This window comes from Acinetobacter sp. BIGb0196 (assembly GCF_011759595.1).
GTDB lineage: Bacteria > Pseudomonadota > Gammaproteobacteria > Pseudomonadales > Moraxellaceae > Acinetobacter > Acinetobacter guillouiae.
This window is the reverse complement of the sequence record NZ_JAAOZA010000002.1, coordinates 295107-315788: the sequence shown is the minus strand read 5'-3', so window position 1 is coordinate 315788 and position 20682 is coordinate 295107. Positions and strand designations below refer to the sequence as shown.

The following is a 20682-nucleotide window of genomic DNA, read 5'->3' as shown; positions in this document are numbered from 1 at the left end:
ATCAATTTAGGAATATTCCATGTCAGAAGCATTGCTTGAGCGTTTAGTTGAATTTGCAGAATCAGGCAATCAACAAAAAATTGCCCTCAATGGACAAAATCATCAAGGCTGGATTATGGAAATCACCGATGAAGCATTAATGATCAGTACTGGCTTTGCAGACAAAGCGGGTAAAGATATTTGGGTAAATTTTAAAGATTTACAACATGCGCAACTTTCCTATTGGGACAACAAACAAGATCAATGGGTCGAATTTAAACTTTAGACAATTAAAACTTAAATCAATCAGAACAATGGTAGATCTTTTATGACAAATAAACGCTGTGGTTGGTGTTCAGATGATCCTATTTATATTGAATATCATGATCAAGAGTGGGGTAAATCCAATCGAGATGAACAGCATTTATTTGAAATGCTTTGCCTAGAGGGGCAACAAGCAGGTTTATCTTGGATTACTGTTTTAAAAAAGCGTGAAAGCTACCGCGCCCAATTTTTTAACCACCCGATTCAAACCATCGCCAATTTTACTGAACAAGAGCTTGCACTAAAATGTCAGGATGCTGGGCTGATTCGCCATATCGGGAAATTAACGGCAATTCGTGACAATGCCATTGCATGGCAAAACATGAAAGCTCAAGACATCGATATGGTGAACTGGTTATGGGATTTCGTCGACCAGCAAGTACAACTCAATGATGTCCCTGATTATAAATTAGCACCGGCACAAACCGAAACCAGTCAAAAGCTTTCCAAAGCGTTAAAAAAGAATGGTTTTAAATTTGTTGGTCCAACCACTTGCTATGCCTTTATGCAAGCAGTGGGTATGGTCAATGACCATGAAAATGATTGTATATCCCGCTAAAAGTTTAACTGAGCAAACAGGAAGGATTCACATGTCAAATAATACGTTTCATGCTTATGCTGCCTTAGAGGCAGGTGCAGCACTTGTGCCCTATCAATTTGATGCAGGTGAATTACAGCCTCATCAGGTCGAAGTCAAAGTTGAATATTGCGGTTTATGCCATTCCGATGTTTCAGTGATTAACAATGAATGGGGAAATTCAGTTTTCCCAGTGGTTGGCGGTCATGAAATTATCGGTACCATCACTCAGCTGGGTTCAGAAGCGAAAGGATTAAAAGTCGGTCAACGTGTCGGTATCGGTTGGACTGCGGAAAGTTGTCAGCACTGTGATCCATGTGTTAGTGGTCAACAAGTGCTTTGCACAGGGGGTTCAGTTGCAACTATCGTTGGTCATGCAGGCGGGTTTGCAGATAAGGTCCGTGCAGGTTGGCAGTGGATTATTCCTTTTCCTGAAGATTTAAACCCTGAAAGTGCTGGCCCTTTATTGTGTGGTGGTATCACTGTTTTTGACCCAATCTTAAAACATCAAATTCAAGCAGTTCACCATGTTGGTGTGATTGGGATTGGTGGCTTAGGTCATATGGCCATTAAAATACTCAAAGCGTGGGGTTGTGAGATCACTGCCTTTACATCGAGTTTGGATAAAACAGATGAACTTAAAGCGATGGGTGCAGACCATGTGGTCAATAGTCGCGATGCCAATGCTTTAAAAGCACAACGTGGCAAATTTGATTTATTGCTCTGTACGGTAAATGTGAGTTTGGACTGGAAAGCATATCTCAATACACTGGCGCCAAATGGCACAATTCATATGCTAGGTTTAGTCCTCGAACCGATGCCGATTCCAGCGGGTGCACTGATTGGCGGTGCAAAATCAGTGACTGGTTCACCAACAGGCTCCCCTTTTGCATTGCGTCAATTATTACAATTTGCCGCACGCAAAAATATTGCACCACAAATTGAAGTTTATCCAATGTCAAAAATTAATGAGGCTTTGGAGCGACTTCACTCTGGAAAAGCTCGTTATCGTATCGTATTAAAAGCGGATTTCTAATTTAAGTCTGACCATCCATCACGGTTTATCAAGAACCGTGAATGGAATAAGGCTGTCGGGCTATGCATTTACTCACAAATCAGTTTAAGCCACACTCTTGGCTGACAATTCCCCCCTTACCCAATCTGCCAATAACATAATTGCATCCTGAATTTCCTGAGACAATTCATGGCCTGCATTTAAGCGAATACAATTGTTATAACGGTGATCCTCACCAAAAATAATCCCTGGCACAATATTGATACTGTATTGCTGTGCATAATAATACAACGCCAAGCTATCAATCTGTTCTGGGAACTGTAACCACAAGGCATAACTTCCCTGCGGTTGATTTAAACGGATCTCAACCCCATAAAAAGCATGTTGAATAAACTGTAAATATTGCGCAACTTGAGCCATCAACTTAGGGCGTAACTCACTCAAATGCTGACGATAGGCTCGGCTATAAATCAAATCAGCAAGACCCAATTGCAATGGTGTATTGACCGAAACATTTTGTAAAATCAACTTGGCATGTAAGTGCTGTAAACGTTGTGGCAAACAGAACCAACCGACTCGATAAGAGGTCGACAACGACTTGGAAACCGATCCGCAATAAACTACATAGCCCTGTTGATCCCAATATTTAATCGGTAAAGGGCGTTTGGCATTAAAGCTACATTCAGCATAAATATCATCTTCAATCACGTAACACTGATACTTCGCTGCCAGCTGTGCGATTTTTTCTTTCTCGGCATTAGTCAAACAGAAGCCTAAAGGGTTTTGAAAGTTGGCGGTTAATAAACAGACTTTTGCAGCTGAGTTTTGCATCTCTTGTTCTAAACGCTCCAGATCAAAACCTTCGGTATTGGCAGGGATTTCAATAATTTTTCGTTTGAGCAACGCCAATAATTGCAACTGACCATTATAGTTTGGCGTGGGTACAATCACACTGTCACCGATTTGGCTCAGGCTTTGAATCATCACAGACAATGCCGGCATACAACCATTGCTGATATAAATATCTTCTTTGGCAATATAAAAACCATCTTCAGCCCAATGTGCTGACAATGCCTCTCTTAACTGAAGGTGCCCTTGGCGGTCATTATATAAAAAGTCTTCTGGCTTACTGTGCTTTAAAGCACGTTGTATTGAACGGCGTAAGGCCTCTACAGGAACTAAATTAGGCGATAACTGAATCGAACCTAAATGGATCAGTTTATTATTGATTGCTGCTTCATGAATTTGAATTTGTAAGTCTAGATTTGAAACCTCACGCGCTCTCGACTTAAAATCAGGATGGTCAGGTACAGCAATCTGTGGGGCTTTTTGCTGCGATTGAACAAAATAGCCAGACTTTTCTTTGACGTAAATCAAGCCTTGCGCTTCAAGCAATTCATAACAACTCTTTGCTGTATTGAGACTAATATTTTGCAATGCTGCAAATTTTCGCAAAGAGCTCAGACGTTGCCCAACGGCCAACTCTCCACAATAAATTTTCTGTGCAATTTGTTGTGCTAATGTTTGATATTGAAAAGCCATATCTGTACTCAAATTTTAATATTTGTTGTATCTGTATCTATAAAGTTAACAGATTTATGCTTCATTCACAGCCAATTTTTACAAACAAATTGATTTGAAAGGAGAAAAAAATGAGAACGATCGCTTTAATCAGTATTGTCTTTGGATTAACTGCTTGCCAGCCTCAGCAGGTCAATCAAGCTGCTCAGAAACAACATTTTGTATGTAAATCTTTGATTGAAGGCTTTTTAAAAACACAAAATTTAGCTGAGTATCAGCTTGATCATCTAGAACCCACCTTACACCAGACTGCAGCTGTGCGAAACTACCGCTACCATGCCAGTAGTGATCAACGGATGAAGATTAATATCCCGGTGCAAAAAGACTTGGCGTTTAAATGTCTTCAGACAGCAACTGATCATTTTGAAATCCAATTGGTCAATCCACAAAAACCCAGTAGCCAAACTTTACTGAGTCTGGATTTACCACCACAAAAGACTATCGAAACTTTGACAGCTTTTGCGTTAAAAACTCAATAAATAAACGGACACGCTTTGGTAAATGTTCCTGTTGATAATACACTGCATGGATGTGTTGCTCATAAAGCTCTATTTGATCTTCAAATAGAGCAATCAAGCGTCCTTGCTTTATATCTTTTAAAATCTCAAACTCAGACAATCTCGCAATTCCATGCCCGCGTAAACACAGTTGACGGACAGTTTCACCACTGGATGCTTTGATTTTTGGTTTGACAGTAAGCCTTTCTCCATTGACTCGAATCGGCCAAGTATTTAAACGGCTGACTTTGCTAAAGCCAATTTGGGTATGATTTAAAATATCTTGCGGTGTTGCTGGATAACCATGTGTAGCTAAATACTCAGGACTGGCAACGATATATAATCGGCTTTTACACAACAAACGCGCATGTAAGCTCGAATCATTAAGATCACCAAAACGTATTGCAACATCTGTCTTATGTTCTAATAAATCGATGATCTGATCGTTACTGTTTAACTCTATTTCTATTTCAGGATACAACTGAGAAAACTCTTGCATCAACGGTGCAATCACATGTAATACAAAAGGTGTCGCGGAATCCACGCGAATCAGCCCAGATGTATCACTGTCAGATTTTAATAAAGCATCTTCTGCTTCATTGAGGTCATGCACAATTTTTCGGGCTTTTGCTAAAAATAATTGCCCCTCTTGGGTCAACTTAAGTTTACGTGTTGTCCGCTCTAATAAGGTGACATTCAGTTTAGATTCAAGTCGTTGCAAGGCTCGACTTACACCTGAAGTGGTTTGTTCAAGATGCGTTGCTGCTGCAACAATCGAACCACTATCAACAATATTAATAAAAGCCTGTAATTCTTCGAGTGTAGATTTCATTGCTGTCAGCGCTCTGCTTATTGTTGATTTCTAGTCAATAATATTTTGCATATTCCTGTATTTTTCCGCAACAATTAAAGTAGCAAAATACACTCAATCTCAGAAAATAAAGTGAAATCCAGCATGACAAACATCGTTCCTCAATTTGGTGTCGGTACTTTCCGTTTAACAGGACAAACTGTGATTGACTCGGTCAAAACAGCCTTAGACGTTGGTTATCGTGCTGTAGACACTGCTCAAATCTATGGCAACGAAGCAGAAGTCGGTCAGGCCATTGCTGAAAGCCATATCCATCGTGATGATTTATTTATCACAACAAAGATATGGACAGATCATTATCAAGCCGACAAACTTATTCCAAGTCTTAAAGACAGCTTACAGAAACTGGGTACTGATGCAGTCAACTTAACCTTGATTCACTGGCCAGCGCCAAGTCTCGGAATTTCTGTTGCAGAAATGATGCATAACCTATTAGAAGCGAAAAAGCTGGGTCTAACTGAACATATTGGAATTTCAAACTTCAATATCGACTTATCGCAACAAGCCATCGCTGCTGTAGGACTTGAAAATATTGCCACCAACCAAATTGAACTTAGCCCTTATTTGCAAAATGATAAGTTGGTGAATTTTTTACAGTCACAAAATATTGATGTGACCTCTTATATGACCTTGGCGTATGGCAAAGTTTTAAATGACCCAACATTAACTGAAATTGCCAAACAGCATCAGGCTTCTAGCGCTCAAATTGCATTGGCATGGGCATTGCAGAAAGGCTTTGCTGTCATTCCGTCATCGACTAAACGTGAAAACTTAATCGCCAACTTAAAAGCACAAGAGATTCAGTTATCTGCTGAAGAAATGCAATTAATCGCACAATTGGAACGTAATGGCCGTGAGGTTGATCCTGAAAACTTAGCACCTCAGTGGGATGTTTAATTCACTAATTGAGTAAAAGTGATTTAAAGCAGCGCAAATCTTGGCTCAGGCTTTGATGAGTAAAGTTTGGTTGCTAGGTTTTTGCTTACTAGGCTTCGAAACAGGCTTTACCGCCTTTTGATCATGACTTAGATTGCTTCGCAAGATTATTTTCTTGCGAAGCTTTATTTTGTCACTTCATCAAAATAGCGGCTGAAAAGTAAATGACCATCCCAGTGATTGACCAAACGCTGTTACACCCCATCATTTTCAATATGCTGTATATTTGAGATTCCTCATGAAATTAAATTTTCCCTTACTCGCATTAGCGATTGGTGCTTTTGCAATAGGAACAACAGAATTTTCTCCTATGGGCTTTCTTCCCCAAATTGCAGAAAATTTGAATATTTCAATCCCAACCGCAGGTATGCTGATCACCGCATATGCACTCGGTGTCATGATTGGTGCACCGTTTATGACCTTATGGTTTGGACGGTTTCCACGACGTAAAGCGCTTATTTTAGCCATGATTATTTTTACCATTGGTAATATTCTTGCTGCAATTGCCCCCAATTATTGGGGCTTAATGGCCGCTCGAATCCTGACCAGTCTCAATCACGGGGTATTTTTCGGGATTGGTTCCATTGTTGCAACAAGCGTCGTACCTAAAGACAAACAAGCCAGTGCAGTTGCCACCATGTTTATGGGCCTCACCATTGCCAACATCGGTGGTGTGCCTTTAGCCACATGGGTTGGGCAGAATATTGGCTGGCGTATGTCATTTGCAGCAATCGCCTTACTCGGCGTGATTACTATGCTGTCACTATGGAAAGCCTTGCCTGAAGATAAAGCAAGCCAACGTCCTGATGTCAAAGCAGAATTAAAAGTGCTGACTCGGCTGCCTGTGGTTCTTGCATTGCTCACCACGGTGATGAGTGCAGGTGCAATGTTTACCCTCTATACCTATATTGCGCCTAGCCTACAAAACATCACCCATGCCAGCCCGATGTTTATTACCTTGATGCTGGTACTGATTGGAATTGGTTTTTCAATTGGTAATCACTTAGGTGGGAAATTTGCAGACTTGTCACTGACCAAAACATTGACCAGTTTCTTGCTGTTACTGATGGTGAGCATGTTGCTGTTCCCTATACTGGCTCAAACTCAAATTGGTGCAGCATTGGCACTGATTGTCTGGGGAGCAGCAGCCTTTGCAGTGGTCCCACCTTTACAGATGCGTGTCATGTCTGTTGCTCATGAAGCACCTGGATTGGCATCCTCTGTGAATATTGGGGCATTTAATTTAGGCAATGCTTTAGGTGCAACAGCTGGTGGCGCAGTATTGAGTATGGGCATGAGTTATGCTGCGGTGTCTATTGCAGGTGCGGTACTCACAGCTTTAGGGCTAGTGCTGGTTTTTATTCAAATGAAAATGAATAAAGCACCTGTACAACAATATAGCCATTCAGCCTAGCGATTAACAATCGTGACAAAGACTGCAAGTAACCTTTCTTTCTACATCAATACCTTAAGAAAGGTTACTTTCAATAGTTAAATGGAAAGATCTGCTAAGCATTATTTTTTCGAATATAAAGTTGTTTCGTCAATAGGGTCTGCTTCAGGATTATTGATCAAACAATGCCTATTTTAAAATATCAGGCAAAGCTGCAAAGGGTTTATTCTTTGCCAATTCTGTTTTCATTTTCTGCAACATCTGATAAGGCTGCTGTTCGACCAAAATATTGGTTAAGCTGGCAGGAATAGAGCCTTCGGGATTGGCGTGTCCAGAGGTAATGACTTTGACTTTATTGGCACCCAGTTTTTGAAAGGTCCAATCACCTGAATAATCTTTTAAACGCACATAGTCAGGATTCAGTGCTTTACCTTGCTGAATCGCAGAATTTTTAATAAAAATACTGCCATTTGCATCTTTAGACATGGTTCCTTTGACCACCATATCGCGATCTTTTAACGGAAAGGGAAAATCTAAAACCATATAAATGCTGAATTCACCTTTTTTATCATCGCGAGATAACACTTCAGCTTTGGCAACATTGGGGACCCATTTCGGTGAGTTTTTAACATCCAATACCAAAGCAACAGCACGATCAATCGGCACGTCTAATGTTGTTTCAGCTTTATAAGACAACACAGAATTACTGGCATCCTTGTATGTCCATACCTGAATGTTATTTTTATTTAAACTCAATTTGGCATTGCTTGGTAAAGCAGCTTGTGTAGTCAGGCCAAAAGCACTGATTACACAAGCAAATAACATCACTGTTTTTTTCATTTTTGAATGTTCAAAATTTGACTAATTGTTTTAATTCTATCGCATCAGATTTTAAGCTTAAATATCATTTAAGCCTAAAACGTCTTTCATATCGTATTTTTTTGCATCTTTGCCGACAACCCAAGCAGCTGCACGTACAGCACCGGCAGCAAAATTCATACGATTCGTGGCTTTATGTGTCACTTCCACACGCTCACCTTCGCCAATAAACATCACTGTATGTTCGCCCACAATATCACCACCACGAATCGTTTCAAAGCCAATGGTTTCACGTTCACGTGGACCTGTATGCCCCTCACGACCATAGACAGCAACTTTCTTTAAATCACGACCCAGTGTGTCAGCAACAGCTTCACCCATCATCAGTGCAGTACCTGATGGTGCATCTACTTTATGACGGTGATGTGCTTCAATAATTTCAATATCCACAGTATCGCCAAATACTTTAGCTGCCAACTCAAGTAATTTAATCGAAACATTCACACCCACTGAATAATTTGCAGCATAAACAATCGGTGTCTGAGTGGCAGATTGATTTAATAGCTCTTTTTGTTGATCCGAAAAACCCGTTGTACCAATCACCATCGCAACACCAGCAGCACTGCATAGTTTTAAATTATGTTCAGTGGCAACAGGCGCAGTAAAATCAATCACCACATCCACATCTTTGAGGATCTCTTCCAAGTTGCCAACCACTTTGATTCCCACAGCACCAATTCCTGCAAGCTCTCCTGCATCTGCACCAATTAATGTGCTTTCTGGACGCTCTACTGCAGCAGCAAGCTGAAAGCCTGCTTGTTGTACAGCTTGAATCAATGTACGGCCCATACGGCCACCTGCACCTACAATACCAATGCGTGGAGCTGCTGACATACGATCTTCCTAAATCTGAATTTGAAAATTTGGCTCTACTATAACAAAACTCGGTTCCAAGACGACGTTTCAATATAAAAAAATACTGTGATCTTTTTACTTGCTTTGGGATCTGTTGCGCTCATTGGTACAGAATAGCCTGAACGAATAAATAGATTAATTTTATAAAATATATCGGTAAAACTTTGAAAAATTTACAACTTTTCAAATCCATTTCATCAAAATGCAAGAATCCCACAGCAGACTACATGCCACGAATGAAAATAATATGGCTTATAAGGAGATCAATATGCATTCGAATAAAGTGGCTTTCGCTCTGGTACTCGGCATGATGATGACAAATGTTTGGGCTGAATCAGCGCCTGCAACAACATCAACGACAACTGAAGAAAAAACGCTTGCTCAACCCAATAGCAACACAGCATCTGAACCTCAAACAGAAGTTCGTGTCGAAGATATTGATGCACCAATCATCGAATAATAAGTACCTATTTTTCAGCGGTTGAGGGTATCTCCAATACCTTCAACCTCTCATTTTAAAAATAACTCAATTCAATTGTAATTATCATCATAAAAATTAGGCACTACAGCCAAACATCAACACTTATATTATTTTTAAATTATCTAAAAACTGCTTGAAATGTGTATTAAATTACAGCTAAAAATAACTAAAAAACAAAATTTAAATTTTTCAGATCTGTAAGGTCTGTTAATAATTCGTCTATGTTTGCGATTTTGCGTTTTTTTAACTGATACTAGGCACAAAATACCAAATCTAGTCTTTCTAAATAATGACAAACATCGTTTTGCAAGATAACGATGTAGTAGCAAAAATACGCTACACTAAAAGCGCTTGGACGCAATCATAAAAAGCATATATCAAAGGAAATACCATGCAACTCAAAAAAATCATTTTAGGATTGATGATGACAACAACCGTTTCACTAGTTTGGGCCGAAGACACCACACCGCCTACCGCTCCATCATCAGAATCATCGACACCAGCAACACATCCCGCGGTGATACTCCCCCAAGATGATAATTCAATAGATGCTGCCCCGGATGACAACGAATTCGATTTATCACCATCGAATCAAGCATCAAAATAAAAAAACGGAGCAACAAGATCTGTTGCTCCGTTTTTACATATTCAATGTTTAGCTTGCTAAATGAAAAGATCTAAACTCAATTAGTCAAATAAACGATCGAAGAAAGATTTTTTCTTCGGTGACGATTTATTGTCATCACTTTCCATCGTGGCTTGAAGTTCTTTCAATAGCTCACGTTGACGGCTGGTCAAATGTACAGGTGTTTCCACCACAATACGGCAAAGTAAGTCACCTTGCATACTGCTACGTACAGGTTTTACCCCTTTACCACGTAGTCGGAACATTTTACCGGTTTGTGTACCTTCAGGCACTTTCAAACTGACTCGGCCATCCAATGTTGGAATTTCAAGTTCTTTACCTAAAGCAGCATCTGCGATACTAACAGGTACATCCATATATAAGTCTGCACCATCACGTTGGAAGATATCGTGCTCACGTACTACGACTTCAACGTATAAATCACCAGATTGACCATCACGAATCGCTTCACCTTTACCCGTTAAGCGAACGCGATCACCATTATCAACACCTGCAGGAATAGTAACTTCAAGAGTTTGCTGACGATCTGATACACCTGAACCATGACATTTGCTGCATGGATTTTTAATAATTTTACCTTGTCCACGACAGGTACTACATGTCTGCTGAACAGAGAAGAAGCCCTGTTGCATACGCACTTGACCTGCACCATGGCAAGTCTTACAGGTTTCTACATCATTTGGATTTTTTGAACCTTTACCATCACACACATCACAAGGTGCTGGTGCAGTAAAGGTAATGGTTTTCTTAACGCCTCTCACCGCTTCTTCGAGTGTTAATTCCATGACATAACGCAGGTCGGAACCACGACGCGCACGTTGCTGACCACGGCCACCTCCGCCAAAAGCGCCACCAAAGATGTCACCAAACTGACTGAAAATGTCTTCGGCGCTGAAACCACCACCAAAGCCACCGCCGCCCATACCACCTTCAAAGGCGTTATGACCCATACGGTCGTACATGCTACGTTTTTCACCGTCAGAAAGAATTTCATATGCTTCCGCACATTCTTTAAACTTTTCTTCAGCTTCTGAGTTGTCAGGATTACGATCTGGATGATACTTCATCGCCAACTTACGGTAGGCTTTTTTAATTTCATCATCACTAGCGGTTTTAGCAACACCTAAAACCTCATAATAATCACGTTTAGCCATGATTGGCGATGCTCCACAAAATTTGATAATACTTCTATGCAGAGTAAATTGGGGGCGATGTTATTTTTTACAAGCGTGAAATGTGGTTTTTTTTAAAAAACAGCTTTTTTCTGTAAATATTTAGTAAAACCTTTGAGCCATGTATTGAGTAAATATAACCACGCAATGGCACTAAATACCACACCAGCCACAGTGCACGCTTTTACCCAAATGAAACTGTCCCAATAGAAAAAGATTAACGGAATAAACCATAGCGCAGCAAAGGCTGCCAAAATCAAAAAAATGAGAGCATTGCGCATAATCCACAACGCTTGCGCATGTATCCATACCTCTGCATTATCTGCCACTGCTACTTTACGTGCTAACCAATACGCCAACACGGCTGTAATCACCGTAAACAATGCAAGAAACATAAACAAATAAGAGCTCGTAATAAATTTACGATGCTGTTCTGGATTTGTTTGCCCCATGGGTGTTTTTGACCTCAAATTTATTGCATACCGATTTACTTATTATGCAATAAAATTTCCTATGTTATTTTCTGTTAAAGATTAAGTGCTACTATATTGAAGTTTTCAATTTTTCGCACCTAATATTCTCAACAATTTATGTATTTTCTGTAGTTTTTTTAATCTTAAACCAAGTCGCATACAGCGCTGGTAAGAAAAATAACGTTAAAAGTGTCGCAATAATTAAGCCACCCATAATGGCCACTGCCATTGGTCCAAAGAAAATACTCCGAGAAAGCGGAATCATGGCCAATACTGCTGCCAACGCGGTGAGAATAATTGGACGGAATCGACGAACTGTAGCATCCAAAATCGCATCCCATTGATTCTGCCCTGATCGAATATCCTGTTCGATCTGATCAATCAGAATCAGTGAGTTACGCATAATCATTCCAGATAATGCAATGGTACCCAGCATCGCCACAAAACCAAAAGGCTTATTGAATAAGAGCAGGAATAAGACCACCCCAATTAAACCTAACGGCGCTGTCAAAAATACAATGAATGAGCGAGAAATACTCTTTAACTGCAGCATCAGCAAAGTAAATACCACCGCAAGGAATAATGGCATCCCTGCATTCACAGAGGTTTGCCCTTTTGCCGACTCCTCTACCGCGCCACCAACTTCTAACAAATAACCACTTGGTAAGGTTGTACGGAGCTGATCCATTTTTTCAGCCAGCTCATTGACCACCGTTGCAGGCTGTAACTTGGTCCGAATATCTGCACGTACAGTAATGGTCGGTAATCGATTGCGGTGCCAAATTAAACCATCTTCAAATTTATATTGAAGCGTAGCGATCTGCGCCAAAGGTACGGTGGTACCTTTACTTGTTGGAACAGCAAGACTGGATAATGCTTCAACATTGACACGCTCAGCCTGATCACCGCGGATACGAACATCAATCAGCTCACGTTTTTCACGATATTGATTGATAATTGCACCCGATATCGAACTGTTTAAAAAATTCGCCAAATCTTCTGAGGTTACACCCATTTGACGGGCACGATCTTGATCAATCACCAACGAAATGATTTTACTTTGCTCACCCCAGTCCAAATGAACATTTGCGGTATTTGGATTTTCACCCACCAGTTGAGCAACTTTTTGCGCTTCCTGACGAACAATTGCAATGTCTTCACCCGATACACGAAATTGCAATGGATAGCCAACAGGAGGACCATTTTCTAATAAAGAGACACGAATACGCACCTGTGGCAATAATTGGCGAATTTGCGTATCTAAGGATTTACGAATTTCATCACGATCATCCAGTGAGGATGCTAAAACCACAAATTGTGCAAAACTGGCTTGTGGCATCTGTTGATCTAAAGGCAGATAGAAACGTGGTGTACCTGTTCCTACATAAGCAACATAATTATCAATACCCTTTTGCTTGGATAAAAATGCCTCGACTTTCTTGACGGCATCTTCAGTTGCAGTCAGTGATGCGCCTTCTTCCAGTTTTAAATCAACCAAAATTTCGGCACGGTTTGAAGACGGGAAAAATTGTTGGGGTACAAACTTAAACATCACCACAGACAGGACAAAAACCCCAACCGTAATTGAAATGACGGTTTTTCTATAGGTCACGCACCAATTCACCAACTTTCTAAAGCTTTGATAAAATTTAGATTGATATGGATCAAAATGCTCACCAGTATGATGAATCACGGGCTGAGGTTCTGGTTGCTTACGTAATCTTGCAAGAAGACGCTGATACCACGGTGCTTTTTGTGGCACTTTGTTAAAATCTGGAAGTAACTTATCCCCTAGATAAGGAACAAAAACCACAGCGGCAATCCATGAGACAATTAAGGCAATGGTCACCACTTGGAAAATTGAACGGGTATATTCCCCTGTGCTTGATGCGGCTGTAGCAATAGGTAAAAAACCTGCTGCGGTAATTAATGTTCCGGTCAGCATCGGAAATGCGGTACTGGTCCATGCAAAACCAGCTGCCTTCATCCGGCTATAGCCCTGTTCCATTTTGATGGTCATCATTTCGACGGCAATGATGGCATCATCAACCAATAACCCTAAGGCCAGAATCAAGGCTCCTAGAGAAATCTTATGTAAGCCAACATCAAATAAATTCATGCCTGCAAAAGTCATCGCAAGCACCAGTGGAATCGAAAATGCCACCACCAAGCCTGTACGAAAACCAAGCGAAAAAAAGCTCACCAATAAAACAATAATGACCGCTTCTGCAAGAACTTTGACAAATTCATGAATACTGCGTTGAACAGCCACTGGTTGATCTGAAACTTTTTTCAGTTCCATACCTAAAGGCAGTGATTTTTGTAAGGTCTTAAATTCCGTTTCTAGGTTTTTACCCAGTGCGATGATGTCACCACCTTTACGCATAGAAACCGCTAAACCAATTCCATTTTCGCCCATAAAACGCATGCGAGGTTGTGCAGGCTCACTAAATCCACGATAAACGTCAGCAACATCGCCCAGTTGAATGGTTCTATTTCCCACCAACAAGGGCATTTTTTTCAAATCATCGACACTTTTTAAAGCACCACTGACTCGTACTTGAATACGGTCAGTGCCTGTTTCAAAAAAGCCAGCACTGGTCACACTGTTTTGCTTTGCCAAAGCCTCTTGGATTGCAGTAACTGGTACGCCCATTTGTACGGCTTTAGTGTTGGAAAGCTCAATCCAGATTTTTTGATCTTGTAAGCCCACCAGATTGACTTTACTGACATCTTTTACCCGTTGTAAGCGAAGCTGTAAACGGTCTGCATATTCTTTTAACGTTGCATAATCAAAATCTTTGCCTGTTAAGACATAGATATTCCCAAAGGTATCCCCAAACTCATCATTAAAGAACGGCCCCTGAACACCAGAAGGTAATTGTGTTTTGATATCGCCTACTTTTTTACGCACTTGATACCAAACATCTGGAATTTGGTTAGATTTTAATGAGTCTTTTGCCATAAACATGACCATAGACTCACCTGGACGCGAGTAAGCCATAATCTTGTCATAGAGCCCTGTGCTCATCAGTTCTTTTTCAATTTTATCGGTAACTTGTAAAGAAACCTCTTGAGCTGTTGCACCAGGCCAATAGGTTTGTACCACCATGACTTTAAAAGTAAAGGGTGGATCTTCACTCTGAGAGAGTTTTGAATAGGAAAATAGCCCAACAATACCCAATAGGATCATAAAATAAAGTACTAATCCTTTATTTTTGAGTGCCCATTCTGACAAGTTAAAGGAATTAAATGGACTCATGATCATGCTCCTTTTTGAACAGTTACAGCACGATTTTCACGGTCTACCGGTTTTATTTTTTGCTTTTCACGAAGTAAATGTACCCCTCCTACAACCACCCATTGTCCAGGATTTAAGCCTTTCACGACAGTAACGCTGTCACGACCATAGCTGCCCAAAGTCACTGAAACTTTACGAATCGTTTGGTCTGGATTCACCACCCAGATATAGGCTTGATTGTTATTTGCTGAGACGCTAGATAAAGGCACACTCAATACATTTTGAATATTTTGATTAAAGAATACCCGCGCACTTTGCCCAAGTTGAATTGCAGACTGCCCTTCTTTTAAAGCCACTTTAACCATAAATGTACGTGATTGATCGGCTGCTGGAGAAATTTCTCGAACATAGGCAGCAAATCGATCTTGAGGTTTAGACCATAAAGTCACCCATGCATTTTGACCGACTTTAATCTCTGCAATGGCTTGTTCAGGTACACCTATCACCACTTCACGATCACCATCAATCGCCAGTTGGTACGCCGCCTGCCCTGCTGAAATCACTTGCCCAGTTTCAATATTACGTTGGGTAATCACCCCATTTTTATTGGCAATCAATTGGTTATAACCGGTTTGATTGGCGCTCACATCATAATTAGATTGGGCTTGTTTTAAACTTGCCTGAGCAGCATCATATTGATTTTTGACTGAATCATATTGTGAGCGACTCACAGCATTGATCGGTAAGAGCTGCTGAAAGCGTTTAAATTCATCTGCTGCAGCCTTGGCCGCAGATTGCGCACTTTCAAGTTGTGCTTTGGCTGAGTTCAATTGTAATTGGGCATCTTTCACATCAAGTTTTGCTAAGACTTGCCCAACTTTGACACGAGCCCCAACATCGACATAGCGTTCTGTAATTTGTCCCCCGACACGGAATGCCAATGCTGTTTGCTGTCGAGCTTGAACATCCCCTGCATAACTTTTTTGGTCTTCATGTGATGTTGTAGGTTGGGTCACCATCACCAAGGGAATTTGTTCCGCTTCAGGTGCTGGTTTGCTACACCCCACTATTGTTACACTACACAATACCAATAGGCTCGTGATCATTAAATTTAAACTACGCATAGGCAAGGCTCTTAATCAAATGCATTTTTTCGGGCAAAATAGAATGAGTATATTTATTTGCTCATTTTTTAATTAATATACTGCATGGTACAGTAATTGTGAATCATGTATAGAGTAATTGACCTATTTTTCTTTTTTTGGAACTTATTGTGCAAATAACAGCTGGACGTCCAAAGGACTTAGAAAAACGGAAACACATTTTGGAAGCCGCCAAAAAGCTATTTCTAAAATTGGGTTATCACGGTTCAAGCATGAATCAAATCGCCAAAGAAGCAGGCGTCACAAAGCTGACGGTATATAACCATTTTCAAGATAAAGAAACTTTATTTAGTTGTGCCATTGAAGCAACCTGTGAAGCGTCTATCGATGCTCGACCATTACGACTCAATCTTCAAAGTGATTTTTATGCACATTTTTTTCAGGCGTGTGAGTTGGCACTCACTGTCATTAGCTTACCTGAAGCCATTAAACTTGAGCATCTATTGTTAGAACTTGCCGCAGAAAAAAATCCTTTGGCTTTACAGTTTTATAATTCTTCCCATCAAAGAATGTGTGCAGTTTGGCAAGATTTTTTCCAACAAGCGGTCACACTTAAATTTATTCAAACGGATGATATTGAAAAACAAATTAATTTAATTTTGTCATTATTATTGGGTGTTCGACACCACGAGGTCTTATTGGGGATTCGCCCGATTCCTACGGAAGATGAAAAACAGCAAATCATCACCGAAAGTATTGATTTATTTATGATGAAATATAAAGCCAACTGAAATTATTTAAAAACAAAATAATGTCCAATTGTTGTTTAAGGCATACTCAATGCATATCGCATAGGCTTGTTGATATCAAAAGGGCAAAAACTAAAGCTAAATATCCAAATTAAAATTAAGCCAAAGTCGACTTCTTGCACAGTCATTTACATACTTTTGTAGGGAGTCTCTTGGATTGTGGTGGAATCACGTTATATTCGAGATAACAAGAACTGGAGAGTAACAAATGGTTCAACAAATTGATGCTCCGCTGCGTGAAGATGTACGCTTACTCGGAAACCTTTTAGGCGAAACGCTAAAGGAACATGCAGGACAAGATTTGTTTAATCAAATTGAACAAATTCGGGCTTTAGGTAAAGGCGCTCGAGATGGTCAAATTGAAGCAGAAAAACAACTTGAAAAATTATTTTTAAATTTAAAAGATGATGAAATTCTGCCACTCACCCGCGCCTTTTCACACTTTCTAAATTTTGCCAATATTGCTGAACAATATCACGTTGTGCGTAGTCGTCGACAAAGTGAGTGCGATGAAAACTCACCATCACCCAATGTGCTGGATCATTTATTTAGCAAATTCAAAGATCAGCAAATTTCAGCAGAAACGCTCTATAAACAAATTTGTGAATTAAAAATTGAATTGGTTCTCACAGCGCATCCAACCGAAGTCAGTCGTCGTACTTTAATCCAAAAATATGATGGCATTAATCATTGCCTGTCTACTTTTGATCAGCAAAAACTGACACCTAAGCAACGTGCAGATGTGTTAACCGATTTAAAACAACTGATCTGTTCTGCATGGCAAACTGACGAAATCCGTCAGCATCGCCCAACCCCGATAGATGAAGCAAAATGGGGCTTTACCACGATTGAACAGACTTTGTGGAATGCGGTTCCAAAATTCATCCGTGAATTGGATGACCTCGTTCAGGACAATTGTGCAAAGGTTTTGCCTTTGGATATTTCTCCAATTCGTTTTGCATCTTGGATGGGGGGTGACCGTGATGGTAACCCGAACGTCACCCATAACATTACTCAAGAAGTTTTGTGGTTGTCACGCTGGAAAGCGGCTGACCTTTATGTGCGTGATATTGAAGATCTTCGTTGGGAACTCTCGATTGAAGCCTATTCCAATGAGCTACTTCAAGCTTTGGGTTATAGCCATCCTGAACCTTACCGCGAATATTTGCGTGCGACCCGTGAACGCCTCAAAGCAACCCGTCAATGGTTGGCAGATAAATTACGTGGTCAGCATTCAGATGTAGATCGCAGTTTAATCATTCGCCATAAAGATGAATTATTACAACCGTTATTACTTTGCTATCGTTCACTGATGGCATGTAATTTACCTGAGATTGCCAATGGTAAATTGCTCGACTTTATCTATCGAGTAAATTGTTTTGGTATTGAATTGCTTAAACTGGATATTCGCCAAGAGTCAGGTCGCCATCGCCAAGCAATCTCAGCAATTACCGAATATCTCGGTTTGGGTAATTTTGAGACATGGACAGAACAAGCGCGTCAAAATTTCTTATTGCAAGAATTACAAAGCAAACGCCCATTATTACCTAAACATTTAAATGAGCCTTCAGGTAGTCTGATTGAAAACCCTGATGTTCAAGAAGTCTTTGCAACCATGCGTACTTTGGCTGAACAACCCAAAGAAAGCTTAGGTGCTTATATCATTTCAATGGCGGAATATCCAAGTGATGTTTTGGCGGTATTGTTACTGCAAAAAGAAGCGGGAATTGAACATCCATTACGCGTTGTTCCTTTATTTGAAACCTTGAAAGACTTGGATGGTGCTGCAAGTACCATGAGTACCCTGTTCAATATGCACTGGTATAAACAGCATATCCAAGCTAAGCACGAAGTCATGATTGGCTATTCGGATTCTGCCAAAGATGCTGGCTTTATGTCCGCAAACTGGGCCCAGTATCGTGCGCAAGAAGAACTGACGGCAATTGCCAAACAACATGGTGTTCAACTGACCTTGTTTCATGGTCGTGGTGGTTCAATCAGTCGTGGTGGTGCACCAACCCAACAAGCATTATTTTCTCAACCTCCGGGCTCAATTTCAGGCGCAATTCGTGTAACTGAACAAGGTGAAATGATTCGCTTTAAATTTGGTCTAGAAGAAATTGCCTTACAAAATTTGGAAATTTATGCTGCTGCAACCTTAGAAGCGACATTATTACCACCACCTGTGCCAAAACAAGCATGGCGAGATTTGATGCACAGCATGACGGATTTATCTGTTCAGGTGTATCGTCAGACTGTGCGTGAAAACCCTCATTTTGTTAAATATTTACGCACCGTCACCCCTGAGCTTGAGTTACAAATGCTGCCGCTTGGTTCACGCCCTGCGAAGCGTAAAGTCAGTGGTGGGATCGAATCTTTACGTGCCATTCCTTGGGTTTTTGCCTGGACCCAAATTCGTTTAATGCTGCCTGCTTGGCTGGGTACTGGCGCAGCGATCAACCAAGTGATTGATCAAGGTCAAAAAGCTGTATTGGATGAAATGTTAAAGGAATGGCCTTATTTCCAAACATTAATTGATATGTTGGAAATGGTCCTTTCTAAAGCCGACTCAAATATTGCACTGTATTATGAATCTCATCTTACCGATGATGAAGACTTAAAAGTACTTGGTGCTGAATTACGTCAACGCTTGCATGATGCAGTACAAACCCTGTTGGCGATGAAAGGTGAATCGCAGCTGTTAAGTTCCAATGATGTGCTTGATCAAGCCATGAAAGTACGTAAGCCGTATTTATTACCCTTGCATTTATTACAAGCCGAATTGATGAAACGTCGTCGTGCATACTTGGCTGAATGTCAGGCGGAGCATACCCCTGTAGATCATGCGCTGATGGTCAGTATTGCTGGTATTGCAGCAGGTTTACGTAATACGGGTTAAGTTCAAGTTTCTTTGCAGGGGGTACATAGGTACCCCTTCAACTTAGTGACCCTCGATAAAGTCATTTCTTTGATTATGGATATAGGCAGAAAAGCATTGGTTTCTTGTTTGGAAGCAAATATTAAAACTGCTACTCATCCAAGTATCGACTTGACTTTGTTTATAGAAAATTTCTGCAATAGGATGAAGATAATAATTAAACCCATCTGCTTGTTGCTCTAGTATGGGGAGGTCGATTTAAAACAAAAAACGGGCCAGATTACCCACATTTTGAATTACATCCCAATGGAAAAACATGGCGTAACTTGAAACCACAGCTGTTAAAACTGGGTGTGAATAATTATAAGAAATTAATTTTTTAAAAGGAGACACTCTTGCATATATTTTTTAGACTTTTAACTATAGTTTTCTTTCTTATAAGCACAAATGTTGAGGCAAAACAAAAACTCTATACTGGTGAAGAAATAGCAAAAACTTATAAATTATTACAGTCAATCACAATACCCGCTATATATGAAAATGGAGTGGTACTTACTAAATATGCTAATTTTTATAAAGCAGATGGTGGAGAATGTATTATTGTTTCTAGATTAGATAATGAATCTAACTTTGGTGGGTACGAGGATGTAATATATTTTAAAAAAAGAATAATGTTGCGTAGTTCAAAACAAAGTTTTTTTTCCATTTTTTTAGATGATGATGCAAAGATAAAATCTAAAAAAATCGAATATAGCGATTATTTAAATGGTAAAGAGGTACAACAAGGCCTAAAAGAAGATTTCATTTTATATCGGAAAAAAATGAATAAAAACACATTAAATCAATGTTAAGGATGATTAAGATCAAACTATTAATAATATTATTTAATTATGCTGACACTGACTAATGTTAATTTAGAAGCAACTTCACACAAATAAAATGCCTAATTCATCGACAATTGCAAAAAAATCT

19 protein-coding genes are annotated in these 20682 nt (G+C 40.0%); 11 read left to right on the top strand and 8 right to left on the bottom strand.

Annotation, left to right across the window (positions count from 1 at the left end; all coding sequences use genetic code 11):
* Positions 1–19 precede the first annotated feature (19 nt).
* From FHR28_RS14155 to ahr, 3 genes are read left to right on the top strand one after another with little or no spacing between them, the layout of a single operon-like run.
* Positions 20–265, top strand: a complete 246-nt coding sequence (locus FHR28_RS14155; RefSeq protein ID WP_056517037.1) for a hypothetical protein — start codon at positions 20–22, stop codon at positions 263–265.
* 42 nt (positions 266–307) lie between these two features.
* A complete protein-coding gene (locus tag FHR28_RS14150) occupies positions 308–862 on the top strand; it encodes a DNA-3-methyladenine glycosylase I (protein ID WP_151801874.1) in 555 nt (184 codons plus the stop codon).
* Between the two features lie 31 nt (positions 863–893).
* Positions 894–1916, top strand: coding sequence for an NADPH-dependent aldehyde reductase Ahr (ahr, locus tag FHR28_RS14145; RefSeq protein WP_034614740.1), 1023 nt, complete (start codon positions 894–896; stop codon positions 1914–1916).
* Positions 1917–2000: 84 nt separating this feature from the next.
* Here the strand turns inward: ahr and FHR28_RS14140 are convergent, their stop codons facing one another.
* Positions 2001–3437 carry a PLP-dependent aminotransferase family protein gene (locus FHR28_RS14140; protein WP_154130162.1) on the bottom strand — a complete coding sequence of 479 codons (1437 nt, stop codon included), beginning with the start codon at positions 3435–3437 and terminating at the stop codon, positions 2001–2003.
* Between the two features lie 110 nt (positions 3438–3547).
* Between FHR28_RS14140 and FHR28_RS14135 the strand changes: the two genes are divergently transcribed.
* Entirely contained in the window at positions 3548–3955 is a 408-nt protein-coding gene (locus FHR28_RS14135; RefSeq protein WP_056517032.1) for a hypothetical protein, read from the top strand.
* On the opposite strand, the gene FHR28_RS14130 is transcribed toward FHR28_RS14135, so the two are convergent.
* Positions 3915–4805 (bottom strand): LysR family transcriptional regulator, encoded by an 891-nt coding sequence (locus tag FHR28_RS14130; RefSeq protein ID WP_004718832.1) that lies wholly within the window; start codon positions 4803–4805, stop codon positions 3915–3917. The two genes, FHR28_RS14135 and FHR28_RS14130, sit on opposite strands and share 41 nt — an antisense overlap.
* 123 nt (positions 4806–4928) lie before the next feature.
* Between FHR28_RS14130 and dkgB the strand changes: the two genes are divergently transcribed.
* Together dkgB and FHR28_RS14120 are read left to right on the top strand one after the other, a co-directional pair.
* Complete coding sequence (gene dkgB, locus FHR28_RS14125) at positions 4929–5741, top strand: 2,5-didehydrogluconate reductase DkgB (RefSeq protein WP_154130161.1); 813 nt, start codon at positions 4929–4931, stop codon at positions 5739–5741.
* Between the two features lie 277 nt (positions 5742–6018).
* Positions 6019–7194, top strand: a complete 1176-nt coding sequence (locus tag FHR28_RS14120; protein ID WP_004818249.1) for an MFS transporter — start codon at positions 6019–6021, stop codon at positions 7192–7194.
* A 168-nt stretch (positions 7195–7362) separates the two neighbouring features.
* Here the strand turns inward: FHR28_RS14120 and FHR28_RS14115 are convergent, their stop codons facing one another.
* Positions 7363–8013: an START domain-containing protein gene (locus tag FHR28_RS14115; protein ID WP_096732468.1), complete on the bottom strand. Its 651-nt coding sequence runs from the start codon at positions 8011–8013 to the stop codon at positions 7363–7365.
* Positions 8014–8070: 57 nt separating this feature from the next.
* Positions 8071–8886 (bottom strand): 4-hydroxy-tetrahydrodipicolinate reductase, encoded by an 816-nt coding sequence (gene dapB, locus FHR28_RS14110; RefSeq protein ID WP_004718838.1) that lies wholly within the window; start codon positions 8884–8886, stop codon positions 8071–8073.
* A gap of 289 nt (positions 8887–9175) precedes the next feature.
* Here dapB and FHR28_RS14105 point away from each other — a divergent pair, with 289 nt between their 5' ends.
* Together FHR28_RS14105 and FHR28_RS14100 are read left to right on the top strand one after the other, a co-directional pair.
* Positions 9176–9367, top strand: a complete 192-nt coding sequence (locus FHR28_RS14105; protein WP_105713934.1) for a hypothetical protein — start codon at positions 9176–9178, stop codon at positions 9365–9367.
* Between the two features lie 412 nt (positions 9368–9779).
* Positions 9780–9995, top strand: a complete 216-nt coding sequence (locus FHR28_RS14100) for a hypothetical protein (RefSeq protein WP_105713935.1) — start codon at positions 9780–9782, stop codon at positions 9993–9995.
* Between the two features lie 80 nt (positions 9996–10075).
* Here the strand turns inward: FHR28_RS14100 and dnaJ are convergent, their stop codons facing one another.
* The 4 genes from dnaJ to FHR28_RS14080 all read right to left on the bottom strand — a co-directional run bounded on the left by dnaJ (position 10076) and on the right by FHR28_RS14080 (position 16044).
* Positions 10076–11188, bottom strand: a complete 1113-nt coding sequence (gene dnaJ / locus FHR28_RS14095; protein WP_004718844.1) for a molecular chaperone DnaJ — start codon at positions 11186–11188, stop codon at positions 10076–10078.
* A 92-nt stretch (positions 11189–11280) separates the two neighbouring features.
* Entirely contained in the window at positions 11281–11658 is a 378-nt protein-coding gene (locus FHR28_RS14090) for a hypothetical protein (protein WP_004718846.1), read from the bottom strand.
* Positions 11659–11794: 136 nt separating this feature from the next.
* Complete coding sequence (locus FHR28_RS14085; RefSeq protein ID WP_004718847.1) at positions 11795–14941, bottom strand: efflux RND transporter permease subunit; 3147 nt, start codon at positions 14939–14941, stop codon at positions 11795–11797.
* 2 nt (positions 14942–14943) lie between these two features.
* A complete protein-coding gene (locus FHR28_RS14080) occupies positions 14944–16044 on the bottom strand; it encodes an efflux RND transporter periplasmic adaptor subunit (RefSeq protein ID WP_004718850.1) in 1101 nt (366 codons plus the stop codon).
* A 149-nt stretch (positions 16045–16193) separates the two neighbouring features.
* On the opposite strand from FHR28_RS14080, the gene FHR28_RS14075 reads away from it, so the two are divergent.
* The 3 genes from FHR28_RS14075 (at position 16194) to FHR28_RS14065 (ending at position 20561) form a co-directional block, all read left to right on the top strand.
* Positions 16194–16814 carry a TetR/AcrR family transcriptional regulator gene (locus tag FHR28_RS14075; RefSeq protein WP_004718853.1) on the top strand — a complete coding sequence of 207 codons (621 nt, stop codon included), beginning with the start codon at positions 16194–16196 and terminating at the stop codon, positions 16812–16814.
* A gap of 226 nt (positions 16815–17040) precedes the next feature.
* Entirely contained in the window at positions 17041–19731 is a 2691-nt protein-coding gene (gene ppc, locus FHR28_RS14070; RefSeq protein WP_166782908.1) for a phosphoenolpyruvate carboxylase, read from the top strand.
* Between the two features lie 374 nt (positions 19732–20105).
* Positions 20106–20561: a hypothetical protein gene (locus FHR28_RS14065; protein ID WP_166782907.1), complete on the top strand. Its 456-nt coding sequence runs from the start codon at positions 20106–20108 to the stop codon at positions 20559–20561.
* Positions 20562–20682 lie beyond the last annotated feature (121 nt).

Bases quoted from the DNA above. Each gene is read 5' to 3' on its own strand.
- FHR28_RS14105 (WP_105713934.1), top strand. From the start codon at position 9,176: ATGCATTCGAATAAAGTGGCTTTCGCTCTGGTACTCGGCATGATGATG.
- ahr (WP_034614740.1), top strand. From the start codon at position 894: ATGTCAAATAATACGTTTCATGCTTATGCTGCCTTAGAGGCAGGTGCA.
- FHR28_RS14115 (WP_096732468.1), bottom strand. From the start codon at position 8,013: ATGAAAAAAACAGTGATGTTATTTGCTTGTGTAATCAGTGCTTTTGGC.
- dapB (WP_004718838.1), bottom strand. From the start codon at position 8,886: ATGTCAGCAGCTCCACGCATTGGTATTGTAGGTGCAGGTGGCCGTATG.
- FHR28_RS14130 (WP_004718832.1), bottom strand. From the start codon at position 4,805: ATGAAATCTACACTCGAAGAATTACAGGCTTTTATTAATATTGTTGAT.
- dkgB (WP_154130161.1), top strand. From the start codon at position 4,929: ATGACAAACATCGTTCCTCAATTTGGTGTCGGTACTTTCCGTTTAACA.
- FHR28_RS14100 (WP_105713935.1), top strand. From the start codon at position 9,780: ATGCAACTCAAAAAAATCATTTTAGGATTGATGATGACAACAACCGTT.
- FHR28_RS14085 (WP_004718847.1), bottom strand. From the start codon at position 14,941: ATGAGTCCATTTAATTCCTTTAACTTGTCAGAATGGGCACTCAAAAAT.
- ppc (WP_166782908.1), top strand. From the start codon at position 17,041: ATGGTTCAACAAATTGATGCTCCGCTGCGTGAAGATGTACGCTTACTC.
- FHR28_RS14150 (WP_151801874.1), top strand. From the start codon at position 308: ATGACAAATAAACGCTGTGGTTGGTGTTCAGATGATCCTATTTATATT.
- FHR28_RS14120 (WP_004818249.1), top strand. From the start codon at position 6,019: ATGAAATTAAATTTTCCCTTACTCGCATTAGCGATTGGTGCTTTTGCA.
- FHR28_RS14140 (WP_154130162.1), bottom strand. From the start codon at position 3,437: ATGGCTTTTCAATATCAAACATTAGCACAACAAATTGCACAGAAAATT.
- FHR28_RS14155 (WP_056517037.1), top strand. From the start codon at position 20: ATGTCAGAAGCATTGCTTGAGCGTTTAGTTGAATTTGCAGAATCAGGC.
- FHR28_RS14135 (WP_056517032.1), top strand. From the start codon at position 3,548: ATGAGAACGATCGCTTTAATCAGTATTGTCTTTGGATTAACTGCTTGC.
- dnaJ (WP_004718844.1), bottom strand. From the start codon at position 11,188: ATGGCTAAACGTGATTATTATGAGGTTTTAGGTGTTGCTAAAACCGCT.
- FHR28_RS14080 (WP_004718850.1), bottom strand. From the start codon at position 16,044: ATGCGTAGTTTAAATTTAATGATCACGAGCCTATTGGTATTGTGTAGT.
- FHR28_RS14090 (WP_004718846.1), bottom strand. From the start codon at position 11,658: ATGGGGCAAACAAATCCAGAACAGCATCGTAAATTTATTACGAGCTCT.